The organism is Brucella sp. H1_1004, assembly GCF_047308065.1.
Lineage (GTDB): Bacteria > Pseudomonadota > Alphaproteobacteria > Rhizobiales > Rhizobiaceae > Brucella > Brucella pseudogrignonensis_B.
The window spans coordinates 1,930,667-1,947,071 of sequence record NZ_JAYKZA010000002.1 but is presented as its reverse complement, the minus strand read 5'-3'; the positions used below and the strand labels follow the sequence as shown (position 1 = coordinate 1,947,071).

Genomic DNA, 16,405 nt, shown 5'->3' with positions numbered 1-16,405 from the left:
AATAATTCAAGAAAAAAGTGAGGCCGGGAAGGTGCTGAAATGCTTACGTGCGCGCACCAAAGGCCATCAAAAATGTTCGAACACCATTGATCGCACTTTTCTCGATGATGGAATCATCAACAGCCTGACCAGTTAGCAGGTGATAATGAATATCCGCATTGATGAGAGCCAGATAATGACGTGCTGCCAAATCAGGGTCTTCAATGACCAGATTGCCAGCCAGTGCTAAACGCGACAGATGGGCGGCAATGGCCGGAACAGCCTGTGCTGGGCCTTTTGTGCTGCAAACATTGCCATGCAGGGGTAGGGCATCTTCATCGGACTGAAACAGTTTGCGCAAGAATACGGTAGAAGAATCATGCACGCAATTGCGGCTCATCCTGATCGAAAATGCGATCAGGTCTTCTTCGAGGTTTTCACCAGACTGAGGAAAAGTCGCGAGTACAGCAAAGAGACCAGACGACATTCTGTCGAATGCGTCCTCAACAACAGCTGCCAGCAGCGCTTCTTTGTCCTTATAGTGATTGTAAATGGTCTGACGCGATACGCCCGCTTCGCTGGCAATCAGATCGATGCTGGCACCCTGAAACCCATCCCGATAAAAAACGCGTGCTGCCGCGCAAAGAATGAAGTCGCGCTTCATGCATTGACCGGGTTTTAGCCCCGATTTTGAGGATGCAGAATTCGCCCCTTCAGAAACGAGAGGGCGTCTGTCTGCCAGAACGGCACTATCGAGCATGTCAGTAGGTTTCATATCCATAACATAATGCGGCTTGACGGTTTGGACAATAGTGTCTAATTTTACAGTAGTGTCAAAACAGTTATTAAAACTCGTCCATAATGGGGATGGCTACACGCTTTTGAGAGATTACGATGCCCGGTTGGGGGCTGAGAATATCGCAAATTTATCGAAATTATGTAGCATAAACATGTGGATAGTTGCCTAGTTGCGATATTTGGTCCCGGCTTACCCATCCTCCCAAGCGATGCGCTGGAACTAAACTCGTAACGGGTGACTCACGAAACATTGATGAAAGTACGCCCCCAATGAGTTCAGGCTCTCCCACTTCAGGTCTCGTGCGCAACGCGATTATTCTCGGTCTTCTTTCGGCAATTGGCCCATTTGCCATTGATATGTATCTGCCCGCATTGCCAACCATTGCGACCGATCTCCACGCTGAGACCGGTGCTGTGCAAATGAGTCTTTTGGCGTTCTTCATTGCTTTGGCGCTTGCGCAGCTTTTTGTTGGCCCTCTGTCGGACATGGTTGGACGCAAGCTCCCGCTTTATGGCGGACTTGCGCTGTTTGCTGTTGGTAGTATCGGTTCAGCTCTTGCGACCAATATCGATATTTTGGTCTTGTTCCGCTTCATTCAGGGATTAGGTGCAGCGGCAAGCTCGGTTATTCCGCGTGCCATTGTGCGTGATCTTCACACAGGCGTTGATGCGGCAAGGCTGATGTCGCTGCTTATGCTCGTCTTTTCTATTTCACCTATTCTTGCGCCGTTGAGCGGTTCATTTCTTATTGATTTCTTCGGTTGGCGCGGAGTTTTCTGGGCTGTGTTCGTGGCAGCCATTGTAGGCGTTGTGTTGATAGCAACCGCACTTAAAGAGACGAGGGGTAGTGAGGCGCGGCTTGATAGCAATATCAGCAGTGCACTTGCAGGTTATGCCCGGCTTCTCAAGGATCGCTATTTTATGGGACTGGCCTGTATTGGCGGCTTTGGCATCGCGTCATTCTTTGTTTATCTGGCGAACTCATCGTTTATTCTGATTGATCATTACGGCCTTAGCCCAAGCCAGTATGCGATAGCGTTTTCGATCAATGCCGTTTCGTTCTTTAGCGTTTCGCAGCTCAATGGTGTCTTGGGTGCGCGTTTTGGGTTGCGTCGTGTGATGCAGGTTGCCGTTTCGGGCTTTGCAGCTGTTATGCTTGCAATGTTTGCGGCAGTCTTGATGGGGCATACCGGCCTTTGGTTGATCGCTGGCTTTCTTTTCGTTGGATATGGTTTTCTGGGGCTTGTCATTCCGACGACCGCTGTGCTGGCACTTGAAGATCACGGCGCGATTGCTGGAACAGCATCGGCGCTGCTTGGAACGTTGCATTTCGTCATAGGCGGCATTGCGATTGGTGTAACCGGCGCATTCTTTGATGGTTCTGCCAAACCGATGATCGGCGGTATTGCGATCTGTTCACTTATCGCATTTTTTCTGAGCCTCGTTGTGTTTGCACGCAAAACACAGCCAGAAGCGGAAGTGGCAACAATCTAAAGATGGGAAAAGTGGAGGCTTCTGTTGCCAGGTGCCTCCGAACCCCGCCTCAAGGTGCTAACCAGAAGGACTTAGGTTGGGTTTCCCGCACCGCGATTAAGCAGCGAGAGCGTAACCCTGAGCTTTGTTGTCATTTGCAACTACTCAATTGACCCGATAACGGTGGTATCATGCCGAGCAAAAGAGCGATCTTTACACCCTTGTCGATCCTATTTCGCCCCCGCCACAGCGCAACTCGCGTTGAATGCTTCTTGCGTTCTGGTGGAGGCGCCGGGTACCGCCCCCGGGTCCAATAGGTTTATTACATCGTCCGTTTATCACCATAGTCAGCTTGCGCTGACACGACGTATATAGGCGTCCTTCTCCACGATTGGAAGAGGGGAGTTGTGATTTAACAGGTTGTTGACGCTCGTTTGTCTTCGCTTTTTGCGTTCATTTTTCATTGACAGCAATCACAGGCTGGTCAATCCTGAGAAGACTAGCGGTGCATGCCGGATCGGGATTGTCATTGTCCGGCTGTAGCGGAGGTTTAACCGGGGCTAAAGCCAATCGAAGGAGAGTGAATCTATGAGTGACTATCTCGCGGATGTCCGTCGTTATGATGCCGCTGCTGATGAAGCCGTTGTCGAGAAGATCGTAAAGCATCTTGGCATTGCGCTGCGTAATCGCGATTCCTCTCTTGTCTCTGCAACCGATCCTGAAGAACTTAAGCGCGTCCGCGACAGCTGGGTTCACAAGAAGCTTGGCGTTGCGGATGAAGCGAAGGCCGTTGAAGTGGTCAATCATGTTGCAGAAGTTATGAAGGGCGATCGTAACAAGGGTCGCGTCACCTTCTATTATCTGGTTGCGAAGCAGCTTGGTAAGCTCGGCGATCTTTAATCGTCGTCCACAGTCCAGACGGAAAACCCCGGTGTTATAAGCCGGGGTTTTTCTTATATTGGGTTAAGACGAATCGGCCCGGAAAGTACCCCTATGCGCACCTATCTCGATCTTCTCCAGCATGTGCTCGACAATGGTTCAGACCGTGGTGACCGCACAGGGACAGGCACGCGTTCGGTTTTCGGTTATCAGATGCGTTATAACCTGGCCGAAGGGTTTCCGGTTCTCACCACCAAGAAGCTGCATTTGCGCTCAATCATTCATGAACTGCTGTGGTTCCTGAAAGGCGATACCAATATCGCCTATCTCAAGGAAAATGGCGTTTCGATCTGGGATGAATGGGCCGATGAGAATGGCGATCTCGGCCCGGTCTATGGTTATCAGTGGCGCTCATGGCCAGCGCCGGATGGTCGTCATATCGATCAGATTGCGAATCTTTTGAAGATGTTGCGCGAAAACCCTAATTCACGACGTTTGATCGTTTCAGCATGGAATCCGGCGCTGGTCGATGAAATGGCTTTGCCACCGTGTCATTGTTTGTTTCAGTTTTATGTCTCGGATGGCAAGTTGTCTTGCCAGCTCTATCAGCGTTCGGCGGATATTTTTCTTGGCGTTCCGTTCAACATTGCGTCTTATGCGCTGCTGACCATGATGATTGCGCAGGTTGCAGGCCTTCAGCCGGATGATTTTGTGCATACGCTGGGGGACGCACATATTTATTCCAATCATTTTGAGCAGGCACGCCTGCAACTTACCCGCACACCGAAAGCTCTGCCGACCATGCGGATCAACCCGGATGTGAAAGATCTGTTTGCTTTCCGTTACGAGGACTTTGAGCTGGTGGGCTATGAAGCCGATCCGTCGATCAAAGCTCCGATTGCGGTGTAAGATATGATCAATAACAAAGCCGCTCTTTCAATTGTTGTTGCCGCGTCCGAAAACAATGTCATTGGCCGCGAAAATGATATGCCGTGGAAGCTTTCGACCGATCTCAAACGCTTTAAGGCGCTGACACTCGGTAAGCCCGTCATTATGGGACGAAAGACATGGGAATCCATCGGTCGCCCGCTGCCCGGCCGTCCCAATCTTGTTGTGACGCGCGATACAGCATTCAAAGCGGACGGAGCGACTATTGTCAGCTCGCTTGATGAAGCAATTGAACTGGGGCGCAAGCTTGCGTCTGAGCTTGGCGTGGATGAGGTTTGCGTCATCGGTGGTGGCAAGATTTATGTGCAAGCATTGCCATTTGCTGATCAAGTGCATCTGACGCGCGTTCTCGCGTCGATTGATGGCGACACGTTTTTTCCGGAACTCGATTCGAAAATCTGGAAAGAAATCAGCTCCGAAGATGTGCCTGCGGGTGAGAAAGATAGTCATCCGACACGCTATATTCGGTACGACCGACACGTTATGTAAATTATAACGCAGGAAATTTGCCGCTTCACGTTGAAAGCGGCCCTCGCGATGCCTATAAAACGGTAACATTAGTTGATGACGGGAAATTGAACAGGATTTTCCGTCTCCCGGACGAGAGGTGAGGATGCCCTGGAGTAATCAGAATGGCGGCGGCGGTGGCCCATGGGGTGGCGGCGGCGACAACAATAATAATGGCGGCAATGGCGGTAACGGTGGCCCTTGGGGTCAAGGTCCGAAAGGTCCACGCAATGGCGGTCAGAACACGCCTCCTGATCTTGAGGACATTCTTCGCAAAGGACAGGATCGTCTGAAAAAAGTTTTCCCGGGTGGGAGTGGCGGTAAAGGCGGAAGCAATCGCGGCGTATTCTTTCTGATTGGTGCTGCATTGCTTGGTCTTTGGGTGTATCAGTCGGTTTACACCGTGCAGCCCGATGAGCTTGCTGTCGAACTCGTTTTTGGTAAACCAAAGGCAGAAGTTTCTGAGCCGGGTTTGCATTTCCTGTTCTGGCCGGTTGAGACTGTTGAAAAAGCGCAGATCGTTGAAAAACAGATTAATATTGGTGGCCAAGGCTCGCGCAACGCGACACAGGGCCTGATGCTGACCGGCGATCAGAACATCGTCAATGTTCAGTTTTCGGTTCTTTATCGCGTTGCCAATCCGCGCGACTATCTGTTTAACGTCGAAAGCCCTGATGCGATGGTGCAGCAGGTTTCCGAAAGTGCGATCCGTGAAATCGTTGGCCGCAGGCCGGCACAGGACGTTTTCCGTGACAACCGTGCAGCGATTGCACAGAGCGTTCGCGATATTATTCAGGCAACGCTTGATCGCTATAAATCCGGCATCCAGATCAACGCAGTTTCCATCGAGGATGCAGCACCACCACGTGAAGTGGCTGATGCATTTGATGAAGTGCAGCGTGCTGAACAGGACGAAGATCGCTTTGTAGAAGAGTCGAACCAATATTCGAACCAGAAGCTTGGTCAGGCACGTGGTCAGGCTGCACAGCTTCGCGAAGAGGCAGCAGCTTATAAGACCCGTGTTGTTCAGGAGGCGGAAGGTGAAGCACAGCGTTTCGGCTCTGTTCTTTCCGAATACCAGAAAGCACCGGAAGTGACGCGCAATCGTCTTTTCCTCGAAACGATGGAAGACGTGCTTGCTGGAACGAAGAAGGTTATCGTGGAAGCCGGTAAGGATGTTGTCCCCTACCTTCCATTGAGTGAACTGATGCGCCAGCAACCGCGATCGGGTGCTGCTGATGCAACGACGAATAGCGGAGGTAACTAATCATGGCCAATAACAGGCTTCCGTTTATTTTCGGTCTTATCGCCGTCGTTGCTCTTGCAATCTATTCTTCTGTCTTCATCGTGAATGAACGCCAACAGGCAATCGTTCTGCGCTTTGGTCAGATCGTTGACGTGAAAACCGAACCGGGTATCTACTTCAAAATGCCATTCGGTTTCCTTGATGCCGATACAGTTCAGTTGATCGATGATCGTCTGCTACGTTTCGATCTTGACGATATCCGCGTTCAGGTTTCCGGTGGCAAATTCTATGACGTAGATGCGTTCCTTGTTTACCGCATCACCGATCCACGCAAGTTCCGCGAAACTGTTTCGGGTAGCACATTGCTTGCCGAACAGCGTCTGCGTACGCGTCTTGATGCTGCATTGCGTGGCGTTTACGGTCAGCGTGGCTTTGAAGCTGCTCTTTCCGAAGAGCGTGGCGATATGATGCGTGAAGTTGCCAATCAGCTTCGTGCTGACGCGACATCGCTCGGCATCACTATCGAAGACGTTCGTATCCGTCGTACGGATTTGACGGCTGAAGTCTCGCAGCAAACTTATGACCGCATGAAAGCAGAGCGTCTTGCTGAAGCAGAGCGTCTGCGCGCGCGTGGCCGTGAAGCTGCTCAGCGTATTCGCGCTATTGCTGACCGTCAAGTCGTTGAAACCATTGCTGAGGCGCAGAAGGACTCTGAAATCCTTCGCGGTGAAGGCGAAGCACAGCGCAGTGAAATCTTTGCAAGTTCTGCAACGAAAGATCCGGGCTTCTATGCCTTCTATCGTTCGATGGCCGCGTATCGCAAGGCACTGGAAACACCAGATACAACATTGGTCATTTCACCGGATTCGGAGTTCTTCAAGTTCTTCCGTGATGCTGGTGGAACACTTCCAACACCAAAGCAGTAAGAGAGATTATCGCATATGAGCGATTTTCTAGCCGCCGTAGGACTTCTCTTCGTATTCGAGGGGCTGCTCTACGGCGGCTTTCCTTTGATTGCCAAAAAGCTGGCGCGAGACGCATCTCATGCGCCTGAAAGCATATTGCGTATCGCCGGGCTGTGTGCACTAGCGATTGGCGTGTTTATTGTCTGGCTTGTCAGGGGATAAGCCCACTCATTCATTATATTTCTGCTCTCCACTCTATGCGGGGCCGTAAACAGGCCGTATTTTGCAGCGATCTAATCTTTTCGCTGTTTCATGCAGACAAAAACGGAGCGGAGCTTCATGGCAATTGCATCCAAGGCGGGATTTGGCCGCACCCTTTTAGCAACCGTCGCTCTTGGAGCGATGAGTTTTACAGGGACAGTTGCAATTGGCATATCTCCCTCTTTTGCTCAGCAAACAGCGCCGATCAGGCAGGGGCCTGGCTCTGTGGCCGATTTGGCTGAAGGTTTGCTTGACGCAGTCGTGAATATTTCAACATCGCAGACGGTTAAAGATGACGGCGAAGAGGACAGCGGCGTGCCGATGCCACAAGTGCCGGAAGGTTCGCCGTTTCAGGAATTCTTCAACGATTTTTTCAATGAAAAAGACGGTGACAAGAAAGGCGATTCGCGAAAAGTGCAGTCGCTCGGTTCTGGTTTTGTGATTGATGCCGAAAAGGGCTTTATCGTCACCAATAACCACGTCATTGCTGATGCCGATGAGATCGAAGTCAATTTCGTTGATGGTTCCAAGCTCAAAGCGGAGCTTGTCGGTAAGGACACCAAGACAGATCTTGCCGTGCTGAAGGTTGATCCGACCAAGCATAAGCTCAATGCCGTTGAGTTCGGCAATTCCGATAAGGCGCGTATTGGTGACTGGGTGCTGGCAATCGGCAATCCGTTTGGTCTCGGCGGTACGGTGACTGCGGGTATTATTTCCGCACGTAAGCGCGATATTCAGTCTGGCCCTTATGACGATTTCATTCAGACCGATGCTGCGATTAATCGCGGTAATTCTGGCGGTCCGCTGTTCGACATGGATGGGAAGGTGATCGGCATCAATACAGCGATCTATTCACCGTCTGGTGGCTCGATTGGTATTGGTTTTGCGATCCCCGCAGAAATGGCCGTCGGCGTTATTGATCAGCTCAAAGAATTTGGTGAAGTGCGTCGTGGCTGGCTTGGTGTTCGTATTCAGCCTGTAACCGATGATATCGCGCAGAGTCTTGGCCTAAACGATGCTAAGGGCGCGCTTATCGCAGGTCTCATAGAGAATTCAGGCGTTGATAATAAAGCGATCAAGGCGGGCGATGTTGTTATCCGCTATGACGGTAAACCTGTCGAGCGTGCGCGGGACTTGCCGCGTCTTGTGGCCGAAAGCGCTGTGGGCGATGAGGTTGAGATTGTTGTCGTGCGCGATGGCAAGGAGCAGGCCGTCAAGGTTAAGCTCGGCCGTTTGATCGAAGACGATAAAAGCACAGATGAGGCAGTCGAAGATCAGGCTCCTCCGCCAGATATGGAAGAAGGTGAGGAAGGACAGGAACTTCCGGATGCCCCAAAGCCCGATGCCAAGAAAAAAGAGCAGAAGGAGCAGGCAGCTGCAACGGTGCTTGGCATGAAGCTCTCGGAGCTCAATGAAGATGTGCGCGGCGAATTTGGCATTGCTGAAGATGTCGAGGGTGTTGCCGTTCTTTATGTTGTGCCGGGTTCTGCTGCCGGAGAAAAGCGTATCGAAATGGGTGATGTGATTGTCGATATCGGACAGGTCACTGTAAAGTCGCCGGTTGATGTGAAAAAGCGAATTGATGCGCTGCGCCGCGAAGGTCGGAAAAACGCGCTTTTGATGCTTGCGTCGCGCTCTGGAGAACTACGTTTCGTGACAGTGCGTATCGACTAAAAGCCATTTTTCTTAACAAAAAGGCGTCGCAATGCCTGCGACGCCTTTTAAAATGAATGCCTTTGCGTTTTGGAGCAGAAGCTTATTGCAGATTGACTGCTGTATTGTTTTCCTCTGCCGCTTTTTTCAACGCCTTCGCCTCTTTGTCTTTGTCGTAGTGCCACTTAATGGCAAAAAACATTGCGATACCCAAAACAACGAGCTTGAACGAACCGGCGACTATAGGGAACCATTCCATTTTCTGAACATTTCCGTGTTGCTATCTTCTCGCAGGTCGTTAGCACAATTTTTGTGATGGGGTAGTTCATTTTTGTTTGATTGCTATTTTCACAATAAGGGCGCGCCTAAATCTCTGCGAACTTTACAATGTGGTTGAGCCGGGTTTCCGTTTGCTGTTCGGACTATCGGAGCGAACCGGCACTTGACGATATCTAGATAACCCTCATTCCACGAAATCCGATTTACGATAACCTTGAATATAAAGAAGAGCAGTGAGATCGCCATGGTCGATGCGCACTTTTGCCTGTGCTGCGACGGCTGGTTTTGCATGAAGGGCAACGCCAGTTCCGGCAAGCTGGATCATGCCAAGATCATTTGCGCCGTCACCCACAGCGATCGCATCCTGTGGTGTGAGACCAAGACGCTCTGCTATCTCGACCAGCTTTTCGACCTTAGCCTCGCGGCCCAAGATCGCATCGGAAACGGTGCCGCTTAGATATTGGCCGTCATGAAGGAGCGTGTTGGCGCGATCTTCATTGAAGCCAATCATTTCTGCAACGCGCTTTGTAAATGATGTGAACCCGCCGGATACGAGTGCTGTATAGGCGCCGTGCTTGCGCATTGTACGGACGAGTTCCACACCACCGGGCATAAGCGAAATGCGGGTCGAGATAACTTTGTCGATAACCGAAAGCGGCAGGCCTTTGAGAAGTGCCACGCGTTCGCGTAGAGCTGGTTCGAACTCAATTTCGCCGTTCATGGCACGAGCGGTAATTGCCGCAACATGTTCACGCAGACCAGCTTCTTCAGCCAGTTCATCAATGCATTCTTGCTGGATCATGGTGGAATCCATGTCGGCAATCAGAATTTTCTTGCGTCGGCTGTCCTGTTCCTGCACCACGACATCAATTGGTGCACCATCAAGAGCGGCTCGCAGAGCTTGCTCAGCCTCGTCTGAGGTGATGGTTGATGGAAGTGGTATATCGCAAGCAATGCCATCGGCCAGCCAGTAAAGTCCGGTTGCATTCACTGCCGCCGAGGCTTTAATCCCCAGCGAAGGAATAAGCTGTGCTTTGGCTGGATTGGCAATCAGTGTAGCAATAAGAGAAGCGGATCGGGACATGAGGAGCATTTCCTGCGATGAGTGAAGCGGCGAAGGATGCAATCCTGATAGCTGGCCCGACGGCCAGCGGCAAGTCGGCTCTTGCCCTTCATCTGGCAAAGAAGACTGGCGGCTTCATCGTAAACACCGATTCCATGCAGGTTTATGGTGTACTTGATCTGCTGAGCGCTCGCCCACAGCTCGATGAGTTGCGTGAAGCTGAACATTATCTTTATGGGCATGTTGCTCCATCTGTTTCCTATTCAACCGGCAAATGGTTTGCTGACGTGGAGGCGCTGCTGTCGCGCAGCGACCTTAAAGGGCGCACGCCAATCTTCGTTGGCGGGACGGGACTCTATTTTCGTGCTTTGCTTGGCGGGCTTTCGCAGATGCCGGAAGTGCCTGCTGATGTCCGCGATTATTGGCGCAACAAAATAAGCGAGGAGGGCGCGGAAGCTCTTCATATCATGCTCGCGGAGCGAGATCCGGAAATTGCTATCACGTTACGGCCGACCGACAGTCAGCGTATCGTGCGTGCATTGGAAGTGTTTGAAGCAACTGGAAAGTCGTTGCTGCACTGGCAGAAAAATACAGGAACGGCACTGGTCGACGATGCGAGCGCGAACAAGATTATTTTGTTGCCAGATCGTCAATGGTTGGGCGAGCGGATTGCACAACGCTTCAATCTGATGTGGGATCATGGTGCACTTGAAGAGGTGCGTGCATTAATAGCGCTGGACCTTGATCCGGCATTGCCGGCTTTAAAAGCGATTGGCGTACGCGAGATTTCTGCATTTTTTTCCGGTGAGATGACGCGTGAAGAAGCCATCGAGCTTTCGGTTATTGCCACGCGCCAATATGCCAAACGACAATCAACATGGTTCAGAAATCAGCTCGATGATAGCTGGAAACGCTATATTTCGGGGCAAGATGCGCTGCTAAGGCAATAATCTTATCGAAGTTGCTCTTTTTATATAAGAAAATATCACGTTTTATGCATTTTCGCGTTGACGGCGCGATTTTCGCTGATTACTCTCGCCGCCATGAACAGAACAGCTCTTATTCTTGTGGTACGTACGCGCATGGGCAGGATGGTGTAACCATCCGGCGAAAGCTCCCATGCGCGAAAGACAGGCTCCCTCGGGGGCCTTTTTTGTTATCTGAACATCAACGAAATTGAATATGTTAAGCAGACGGGAAGTGACGACGATGACGGCAGCAAAAAGCGAGGCGGCGACGATCTCCGCAGGGCAACGCGAAATGACCGGCGCGGAAATGGTGGTTCAGGCTATGATCGATCATGGCGTGGAGCATCTTTTCGGCTATCCGGGCGGTGCCGTGCTGCCGATCTACGACGAACTTTTCCAGCAGGATAAGGTTGAACATATTCTTGTTCGCCATGAGCAGGGCGCTGGCCATGCTGCTGAAGGCTATGCCCGTGCAACCGGCAAGGTTGGCGTTATGTTGGTTACGTCTGGTCCGGGTGCCACCAATGCGGTTACGCCTTTGCAGGACGCCTTGATGGACTCGATCCCTCTGGTTTGCATTTCTGGTCAGGTTCCAACATCGCTGATTGGTTCTGATGGTTTTCAGGAAGCTGATACTGTTGGCATTACGCGCCCTTGCACCAAGCACAACTGGCTGGTTCGTGATGTAAATGATCTGTCTCGCATTCTGCACGAAGCGTTCCATATTGCTTCAACGGGTCGTCCGGGTCCGGTTCTGGTTGATATTCCAAAGGATATTCAGTTTGCGACCGGCATTTATACGCCACCGCAGACATCGCCGCGTACCAGTTATCGCCCAACGATTGAAGGCGACAAGAATGCTATAGCACAGGCGGTTGAAATGCTGCTGACTGCGAAGAAGCCGATTATCTATTCAGGTGGTGGGGTTATCAATTCTGGTCCTGCAGCCACGAAATTGCTGCGTGAACTGGTTGAGATTAGCAACTTTCCGATCACATCAACACTGATGGGCCTGGGTGCCTATCCTGCATCGGGTAAGAACTGGCTTGGTATGCTGGGCATGCACGGGACATACGAAGCCAATATGACCATGCATGATTGCGATGTCATGCTGTGTGTTGGTGCACGTTTTGACGATCGCATCACCGGTCGCCTCAACGCGTTTGCTCCGCATTCGCGCAAGATTCATATCGACATTGATCCATCCTCGATCAACAAGAATGTCCGCGTTGATGTTCCGATCATTGGTGATGTAGCCCATGTTCTGGAAGACATTGTTCGTCAGTTCCGCGCGTCCTCTAAAAAGCCGGATGCAAACGCAATTGGCGCATGGTGGGATCAGATCGATCGCTGGCGTGCGCGTAAGTCATTGGCTTATACGCCAAACAAAGATGTCATCATGCCGCAATATGCATTGCAGCGTTTGAACGAACTGACGAAAGACCGTGATACCTATATCACGACCGAAGTTGGCCAGCATCAGATGTGGGCAGCGCAATTTATGGATTTTGAAGCGCCAAATCGCTGGATGACATCGGGCGGTCTTGGCACCATGGGCTATGGTCTGCCTGCGGCCCTTGGTGTTCAAATTGCGCATCCAGATGCACTGGTAATCGATATTGCAGGTGACGCGTCGATCCAGATGTGTATTCAGGAGATGTCGGCAGCCATACAGTACAATGCGCCAATCAAGATTTTCATTCTGAACAATCAGTATATGGGTATGGTTCGTCAGTGGCAGCAGTTGCTGCATGGCAATCGCCTGTCGCATTCTTATACCGAAGCAATGCCTGATTTCGTGAAGCTTGCAGAAGCTTACGGTGCGCATGGCATTCGTTGTGACAAGCCAGCTATGCTTGATGATGCGATCATGGAAATGATTGAAATCAAAAAGCCGGTCATCTTCGATTGCCGTGTTGCCAATCTGGCCAACTGTTTCCCAATGATCCCGTCGGGCAAAGCGCATAATGAAATGCTGTTGCCAGATGAAGCGACTGACGAAGCTGTTGCCAATGCTATTGACGCCAAGGGCCGTTCCCTAGTCTGATCCGGAGTAAAGAACATGAACGCACAAAATCTAGCATCCGGCTCGGCATATTTCATTGCAGCGGATACCCAGACACCAGAAACGCATACGCTTTCGGTTCTCGTTGATAACGAACCGGGCGTTCTAGCACGCGTCATTGGCCTGTTTTCAGGTCGTGGCTACAATATTGAGAGCCTGACGGTTTCTGAAACCGAGCATGAGCAGCATTTGTCGCGCATTACGATTGTAACGCGCGGCACGCCCAATGTGCTTGATCAGATTCGCCATCAGCTGGAGCGTATTGTTCCGGTACATCGCGTGGTTGACATGACCTATCGCGCTGTTGAACTTGGCCATGAGCGTCCGATTGAGCGCGAACTGGCGCTGATCAAGGTTGCAGGCAAGGGCGAGGCGCGCGCCGAAACTCTGCGTCTGACCGATGCTTTCAATGCAAAGATTGTTGATGCAACGACCGAGCATTTCATCGTCGAGATTACCGGCAAGACAGCAAAGATTGATCAGTTCATTTCGCTCATGAAGCCACTTGGTCTTGTGGAGATTTGCCGCACTGGTGTGGCTGCAATGAACCGTGGCCCGCAAGGCCTCTAAGCTTATTCCGCACTGATACAAAATCCTTTGTAACCGGCACAATGTTTTCATTGTGCCGGTTTTTTATTGGGCTAACTTCTTCTCACCAAAAAGCTGCTGATTACTGAAAAGGTGAACGATGTTTCCGCTTCCGACCTATGATGATGTGGTATCTGCGGCTAGATTGATTGAAGGTCATGCGCATAGAACGCCAGTCTTCACGTCATCGACCATTGACGCCCAAACAGGTGCACAGTTCTTTTTCAAATGCGAGAACTTTCAGCGCATAGGTGCGTTCAAATTTCGTGGCGCTTACAATGCTTTGGCGCGCTTTACGGATGAACAGAAGAAGCGCGGCGTGCTTGCGTTTTCGTCTGGCAATCATGCGCAGGCGATTGCCCTATCTGCAAAGCTTCTTGGTATCGGTGCAACGATTATCATGCCAGAAGACGCTCCGACTGCAAAACTCGACGCCACACGCGGCTACGGCGCAAAGGTCGTCACTTATAATCGTTATACCGAAGATCGTGATGCGCTTTCTAAGAAGCTTGCGGACGAGGGCGGTCTAACGCTCATTCCGCCATTCAATCATCCTGATATTATTGCCGGGCAGGGCACCGCAACCAAGGAACTCATCGAAGAAGTTGGGCCATTGGATGCATTGTTTGTCTGCCTCGGCGGTGGTGGTCTGCTGGCAGGATCAGCTTTGACTGCTAAAGCGCTTGCGCCATCATGCGATGTTTACGGTGTAGAACCAGAAGCTGGCAATGATGGCCAGCAGTCATTCCGCTCAGGCCAAATCGTACATATTGATGTACCAAAAACGTTGGCCGATGGCGCGCAGACACAGGCGCTCGGCGAAATGACTTTTGCGGTCATTCAGAAAACTGTCCGTGATGTTTTGGCTGTCAGCGATGATGAACTGGTGCAAGGTATGAAATTTTTTGCCAGTCGTATGAAGATGGTGGTTGAACCGACGGGTTGCCTTGGCTTCGCGGGAGCTTTGCAGATGGTGCCAGAACTAAAAGGCAAACGCATCGGCGTGATCGTCAGCGGTGGCAATGTTGATCTTGAGAGATTTGCAACACTGATTGGTTAGGCTATTTGATCACGGTTTGATCTTGTTTTTAAGTGCCGAATCCTGTCTGAACAGGGGATGCAATTTTCACCAGAACAAGATCAGGCTTTAAAAGCCGTTGGAAAATGGCTGAAGGAAGGGCGCTCGCCTATCTTCAGGCTGTTTGGTTATGCCGGAACAGGTAAAACCACACTTGCGCGCTATTTTGCCGAGCATGTGGATGGTGAAGTGCAGTTCGCAGCCTTTACCGGCAAGGCCGCGCAGGTTCTGCGGTCCAAGGGCGCGAACAATGCCCGCACGCTGCATTCGTTGATTTATCGTCCGCGTGGTGAAGAAGCCATTGAAGACGAAACGACTGGCAAGACATCGATTGCTCCGACGTTTTCGCTAAACCGTCAAAGCCCGGTAGCCAAAGCAGCACTCATCGTTGTGGACGAATGTTCGATGGTCGATGAGCAGCTTGGCCGCGATCTGATGACCTTTGGCACGCCTATTCTCGTTCTGGGTGATCCAGGGCAGTTGCCGCCGATTTCGGGCGGTGGCTTTTTTACTGAACATGAGCCTGATTATCTGCTGACTGAAATTCATCGTCAGGCACGCGACAACCCGATTATTCGTATGGCGCTGGATGTCCGCGAAGGCCGCGAGCTCAGCTATCGCGATGAAGGTCGGGCAAAGATTATTTCCAAGTCTGAGGTCAATCAAGATCTGGTTCTTTCTGCCGATCAGGTGCTTGTGGGAACGAACCGCACACGCAAGCGCTATAACCAGCGACTGCGCGAGCTGAAAGGCTTTAGCGCTGAGTATCCGCAGGCAGGCGATAAGCTTGTGTGCCTGCGTAATGATCCGGCCAAGGGACTGCTGAACGGCTCGCTATGGAAAGTCATGACGTCTTCCAAGGAGACTGTTAAGCCCGGCATTAATTTGCTTGTTTCGCCAGAAGATGAAGATCGCGGCGTTGCCAAGATCAAGCTGCTCAAAGCCCAGTTTGAAGATCCGGATGCTGAAATTTCGTGGCAGACCAAGAAACGCTTCGATGATTTCGATTATGGTTATGCCCTAACAGTGCATAAGGCGCAGGGTTCACAGTGGGATAATGTGGTGCTGTTTGACGAGAGCTATGCGTTCCGTGACACGCGTGAGCGCTGGTTGTACACAGCTATAACCCGCGCGGCAGAGCAGCTTACAATCGTCAAATAATCATTGATCAACGGGTTCGGCGTTTAGCCATTCCCATGCTTTTGGTTCGTCCTCGGATTCGAATGTCTTCATTTCAATAGAAAGAAATGGCTGCATTAGCGTGACGCTTGCCTGTATCCATAGTGGTCCACCGACAATTGCGTAGCGACGCAGGTGTTTGAGGGACTTAGCGCGCATCGACAGCATACTTTCCGAGAATGCAGAACCCCAATCGACACCTTCATATCCGGTCAGACGAATGAGAAGATCAATTTCTTCGTGTCCTTCATAGGCTGCGTCGAGCAAGCCATAGAGATTTTCAAGGGCTGCATCATCGAGATGTCCTTCGATTGCAAAGGCAAACACATCTTCACGATTGGTTGGAATGCGACGGATGACCGGAATGTCTTCATTGCGCATAAGAACCTCCATTTGTAGAGCAGTGCTTTTTGTAAACGTCATGTCTTTTTGTGATCTTAACGTTTTTGATGGGGCAAAAGTTGCGTTCAGACGGGTAAAATTTGAGTAATGTATTTCTTGACGATTCATTGTGGGGTGCGACGGGAAAGCACTGA

Annotated in this window: 17 protein-coding genes and 1 other RNA gene; 13 read left to right on the top strand and 5 right to left on the bottom strand. The window is 51.1% G+C overall.

Annotated elements, in window-relative coordinates; genetic code table 11:
• Positions 1–43 precede the first annotated feature (43 nt).
• On the bottom strand, positions 44–760 hold the full coding sequence (locus U2P60_RS16835) for a TetR/AcrR family transcriptional regulator (RefSeq protein WP_413573425.1): 717 nt from the start codon (positions 758–760) through the stop codon (positions 44–46).
• Positions 761–1,047: 287 nt separating this feature from the next.
• Here U2P60_RS16835 and U2P60_RS16830 point away from each other — a divergent pair, with 287 nt between their 5' ends.
• Positions 1,048–2,271: a multidrug effflux MFS transporter gene (locus tag U2P60_RS16830; protein ID WP_413573424.1), complete on the top strand. Its 1,224-nt coding sequence runs from the start codon at positions 1,048–1,050 to the stop codon at positions 2,269–2,271.
• A 10-nt stretch (positions 2,272–2,281) separates the two neighbouring features.
• On the opposite strand, the gene ssrA is transcribed toward U2P60_RS16830, so the two are convergent.
• Positions 2,282–2,651: a transfer-messenger RNA gene (gene ssrA / locus U2P60_RS16825) on the bottom strand.
• Between the two features lie 187 nt (positions 2,652–2,838).
• Between ssrA and U2P60_RS16820 the strand changes: the two genes are divergently transcribed.
• The 7 genes from U2P60_RS16820 to U2P60_RS16790 all read left to right on the top strand — a co-directional run bounded on the left by U2P60_RS16820 (position 2,839) and on the right by U2P60_RS16790 (position 8,670).
• Positions 2,839–3,150 (top strand): DUF2853 family protein, encoded by a 312-nt coding sequence (locus U2P60_RS16820; protein ID WP_250038882.1) that lies wholly within the window; start codon positions 2,839–2,841, stop codon positions 3,148–3,150.
• A gap of 93 nt (positions 3,151–3,243) precedes the next feature.
• Positions 3,244–4,038, top strand: a complete 795-nt coding sequence (locus tag U2P60_RS16815; RefSeq protein WP_413573423.1) for a thymidylate synthase — start codon at positions 3,244–3,246, stop codon at positions 4,036–4,038.
• A 3-nt stretch (positions 4,039–4,041) separates the two neighbouring features.
• Entirely contained in the window at positions 4,042–4,566 is a 525-nt protein-coding gene (locus tag U2P60_RS16810) for a dihydrofolate reductase (protein ID WP_413573422.1), read from the top strand.
• 124 nt (positions 4,567–4,690) lie between these two features.
• Entirely contained in the window at positions 4,691–5,851 is a 1,161-nt protein-coding gene (gene hflK / locus U2P60_RS16805; RefSeq protein WP_413573421.1) for an FtsH protease activity modulator HflK, read from the top strand.
• A 2-nt stretch (positions 5,852–5,853) separates the two neighbouring features.
• Positions 5,854–6,756 (top strand): protease modulator HflC, encoded by a 903-nt coding sequence (locus tag U2P60_RS16800; protein WP_313826731.1) that lies wholly within the window; start codon positions 5,854–5,856, stop codon positions 6,754–6,756.
• 15 nt (positions 6,757–6,771) lie between these two features.
• Positions 6,772–6,957: a DUF2065 domain-containing protein gene (locus U2P60_RS16795; protein ID WP_313826730.1), complete on the top strand. Its 186-nt coding sequence runs from the start codon at positions 6,772–6,774 to the stop codon at positions 6,955–6,957.
• A 117-nt stretch (positions 6,958–7,074) separates the two neighbouring features.
• Positions 7,075–8,670, top strand: a complete 1,596-nt coding sequence (locus U2P60_RS16790) for a Do family serine endopeptidase (RefSeq protein WP_413573420.1) — start codon at positions 7,075–7,077, stop codon at positions 8,668–8,670.
• An 82-nt stretch (positions 8,671–8,752) separates the two neighbouring features.
• On the opposite strand, the gene U2P60_RS16785 is transcribed toward U2P60_RS16790, so the two are convergent.
• Both U2P60_RS16785 and serB read right to left on the bottom strand, forming a co-directional pair.
• On the bottom strand, positions 8,753–8,908 hold the full coding sequence (locus U2P60_RS16785; protein ID WP_413573419.1) for a hypothetical protein: 156 nt from the start codon (positions 8,906–8,908) through the stop codon (positions 8,753–8,755).
• Between the two features lie 204 nt (positions 8,909–9,112).
• Positions 9,113–10,012, bottom strand: a complete 900-nt coding sequence (serB, locus tag U2P60_RS16780; RefSeq protein WP_413573418.1) for a phosphoserine phosphatase SerB — start codon at positions 10,010–10,012, stop codon at positions 9,113–9,115.
• Positions 10,013–10,029: 17 nt separating this feature from the next.
• On the opposite strand from serB, the gene miaA reads away from it, so the two are divergent.
• From miaA to U2P60_RS16755, 5 genes are all read left to right on the top strand, one after another.
• On the top strand, positions 10,030–10,941 hold the full coding sequence (gene miaA / locus U2P60_RS16775; protein WP_413573417.1) for a tRNA (adenosine(37)-N6)-dimethylallyltransferase MiaA: 912 nt from the start codon (positions 10,030–10,032) through the stop codon (positions 10,939–10,941).
• A 259-nt stretch (positions 10,942–11,200) separates the two neighbouring features.
• Positions 11,201–13,006 carry an acetolactate synthase 3 large subunit gene (locus U2P60_RS16770; RefSeq protein WP_313828520.1) on the top strand — a complete coding sequence of 602 codons (1,806 nt, stop codon included), beginning with the start codon at positions 11,201–11,203 and terminating at the stop codon, positions 13,004–13,006.
• A gap of 15 nt (positions 13,007–13,021) precedes the next feature.
• Complete coding sequence (gene ilvN / locus U2P60_RS16765) at positions 13,022–13,594, top strand: acetolactate synthase small subunit (protein WP_265985384.1); 573 nt, start codon at positions 13,022–13,024, stop codon at positions 13,592–13,594.
• Positions 13,595–13,712: 118 nt separating this feature from the next.
• The gene (locus U2P60_RS16760; protein ID WP_413573416.1) at positions 13,713–14,672 is read left to right on the top strand and encodes a threo-3-hydroxy-L-aspartate ammonia-lyase; all 960 of its coding nucleotides are present in this window, start codon (positions 13,713–13,715) and stop codon (positions 14,670–14,672) included.
• Positions 14,673–14,729: 57 nt separating this feature from the next.
• A complete protein-coding gene (locus U2P60_RS16755; protein ID WP_413573415.1) occupies positions 14,730–15,851 on the top strand; it encodes an ATP-dependent DNA helicase in 1,122 nt (373 codons plus the stop codon).
• On the opposite strand, the gene U2P60_RS16750 is transcribed toward U2P60_RS16755, so the two are convergent.
• Positions 15,852–16,250, bottom strand: a complete 399-nt coding sequence (locus U2P60_RS16750) for an STAS/SEC14 domain-containing protein (RefSeq protein ID WP_313826724.1) — start codon at positions 16,248–16,250, stop codon at positions 15,852–15,854.
• Between the last annotated feature and the right edge of the window lie 155 nt (positions 16,251–16,405).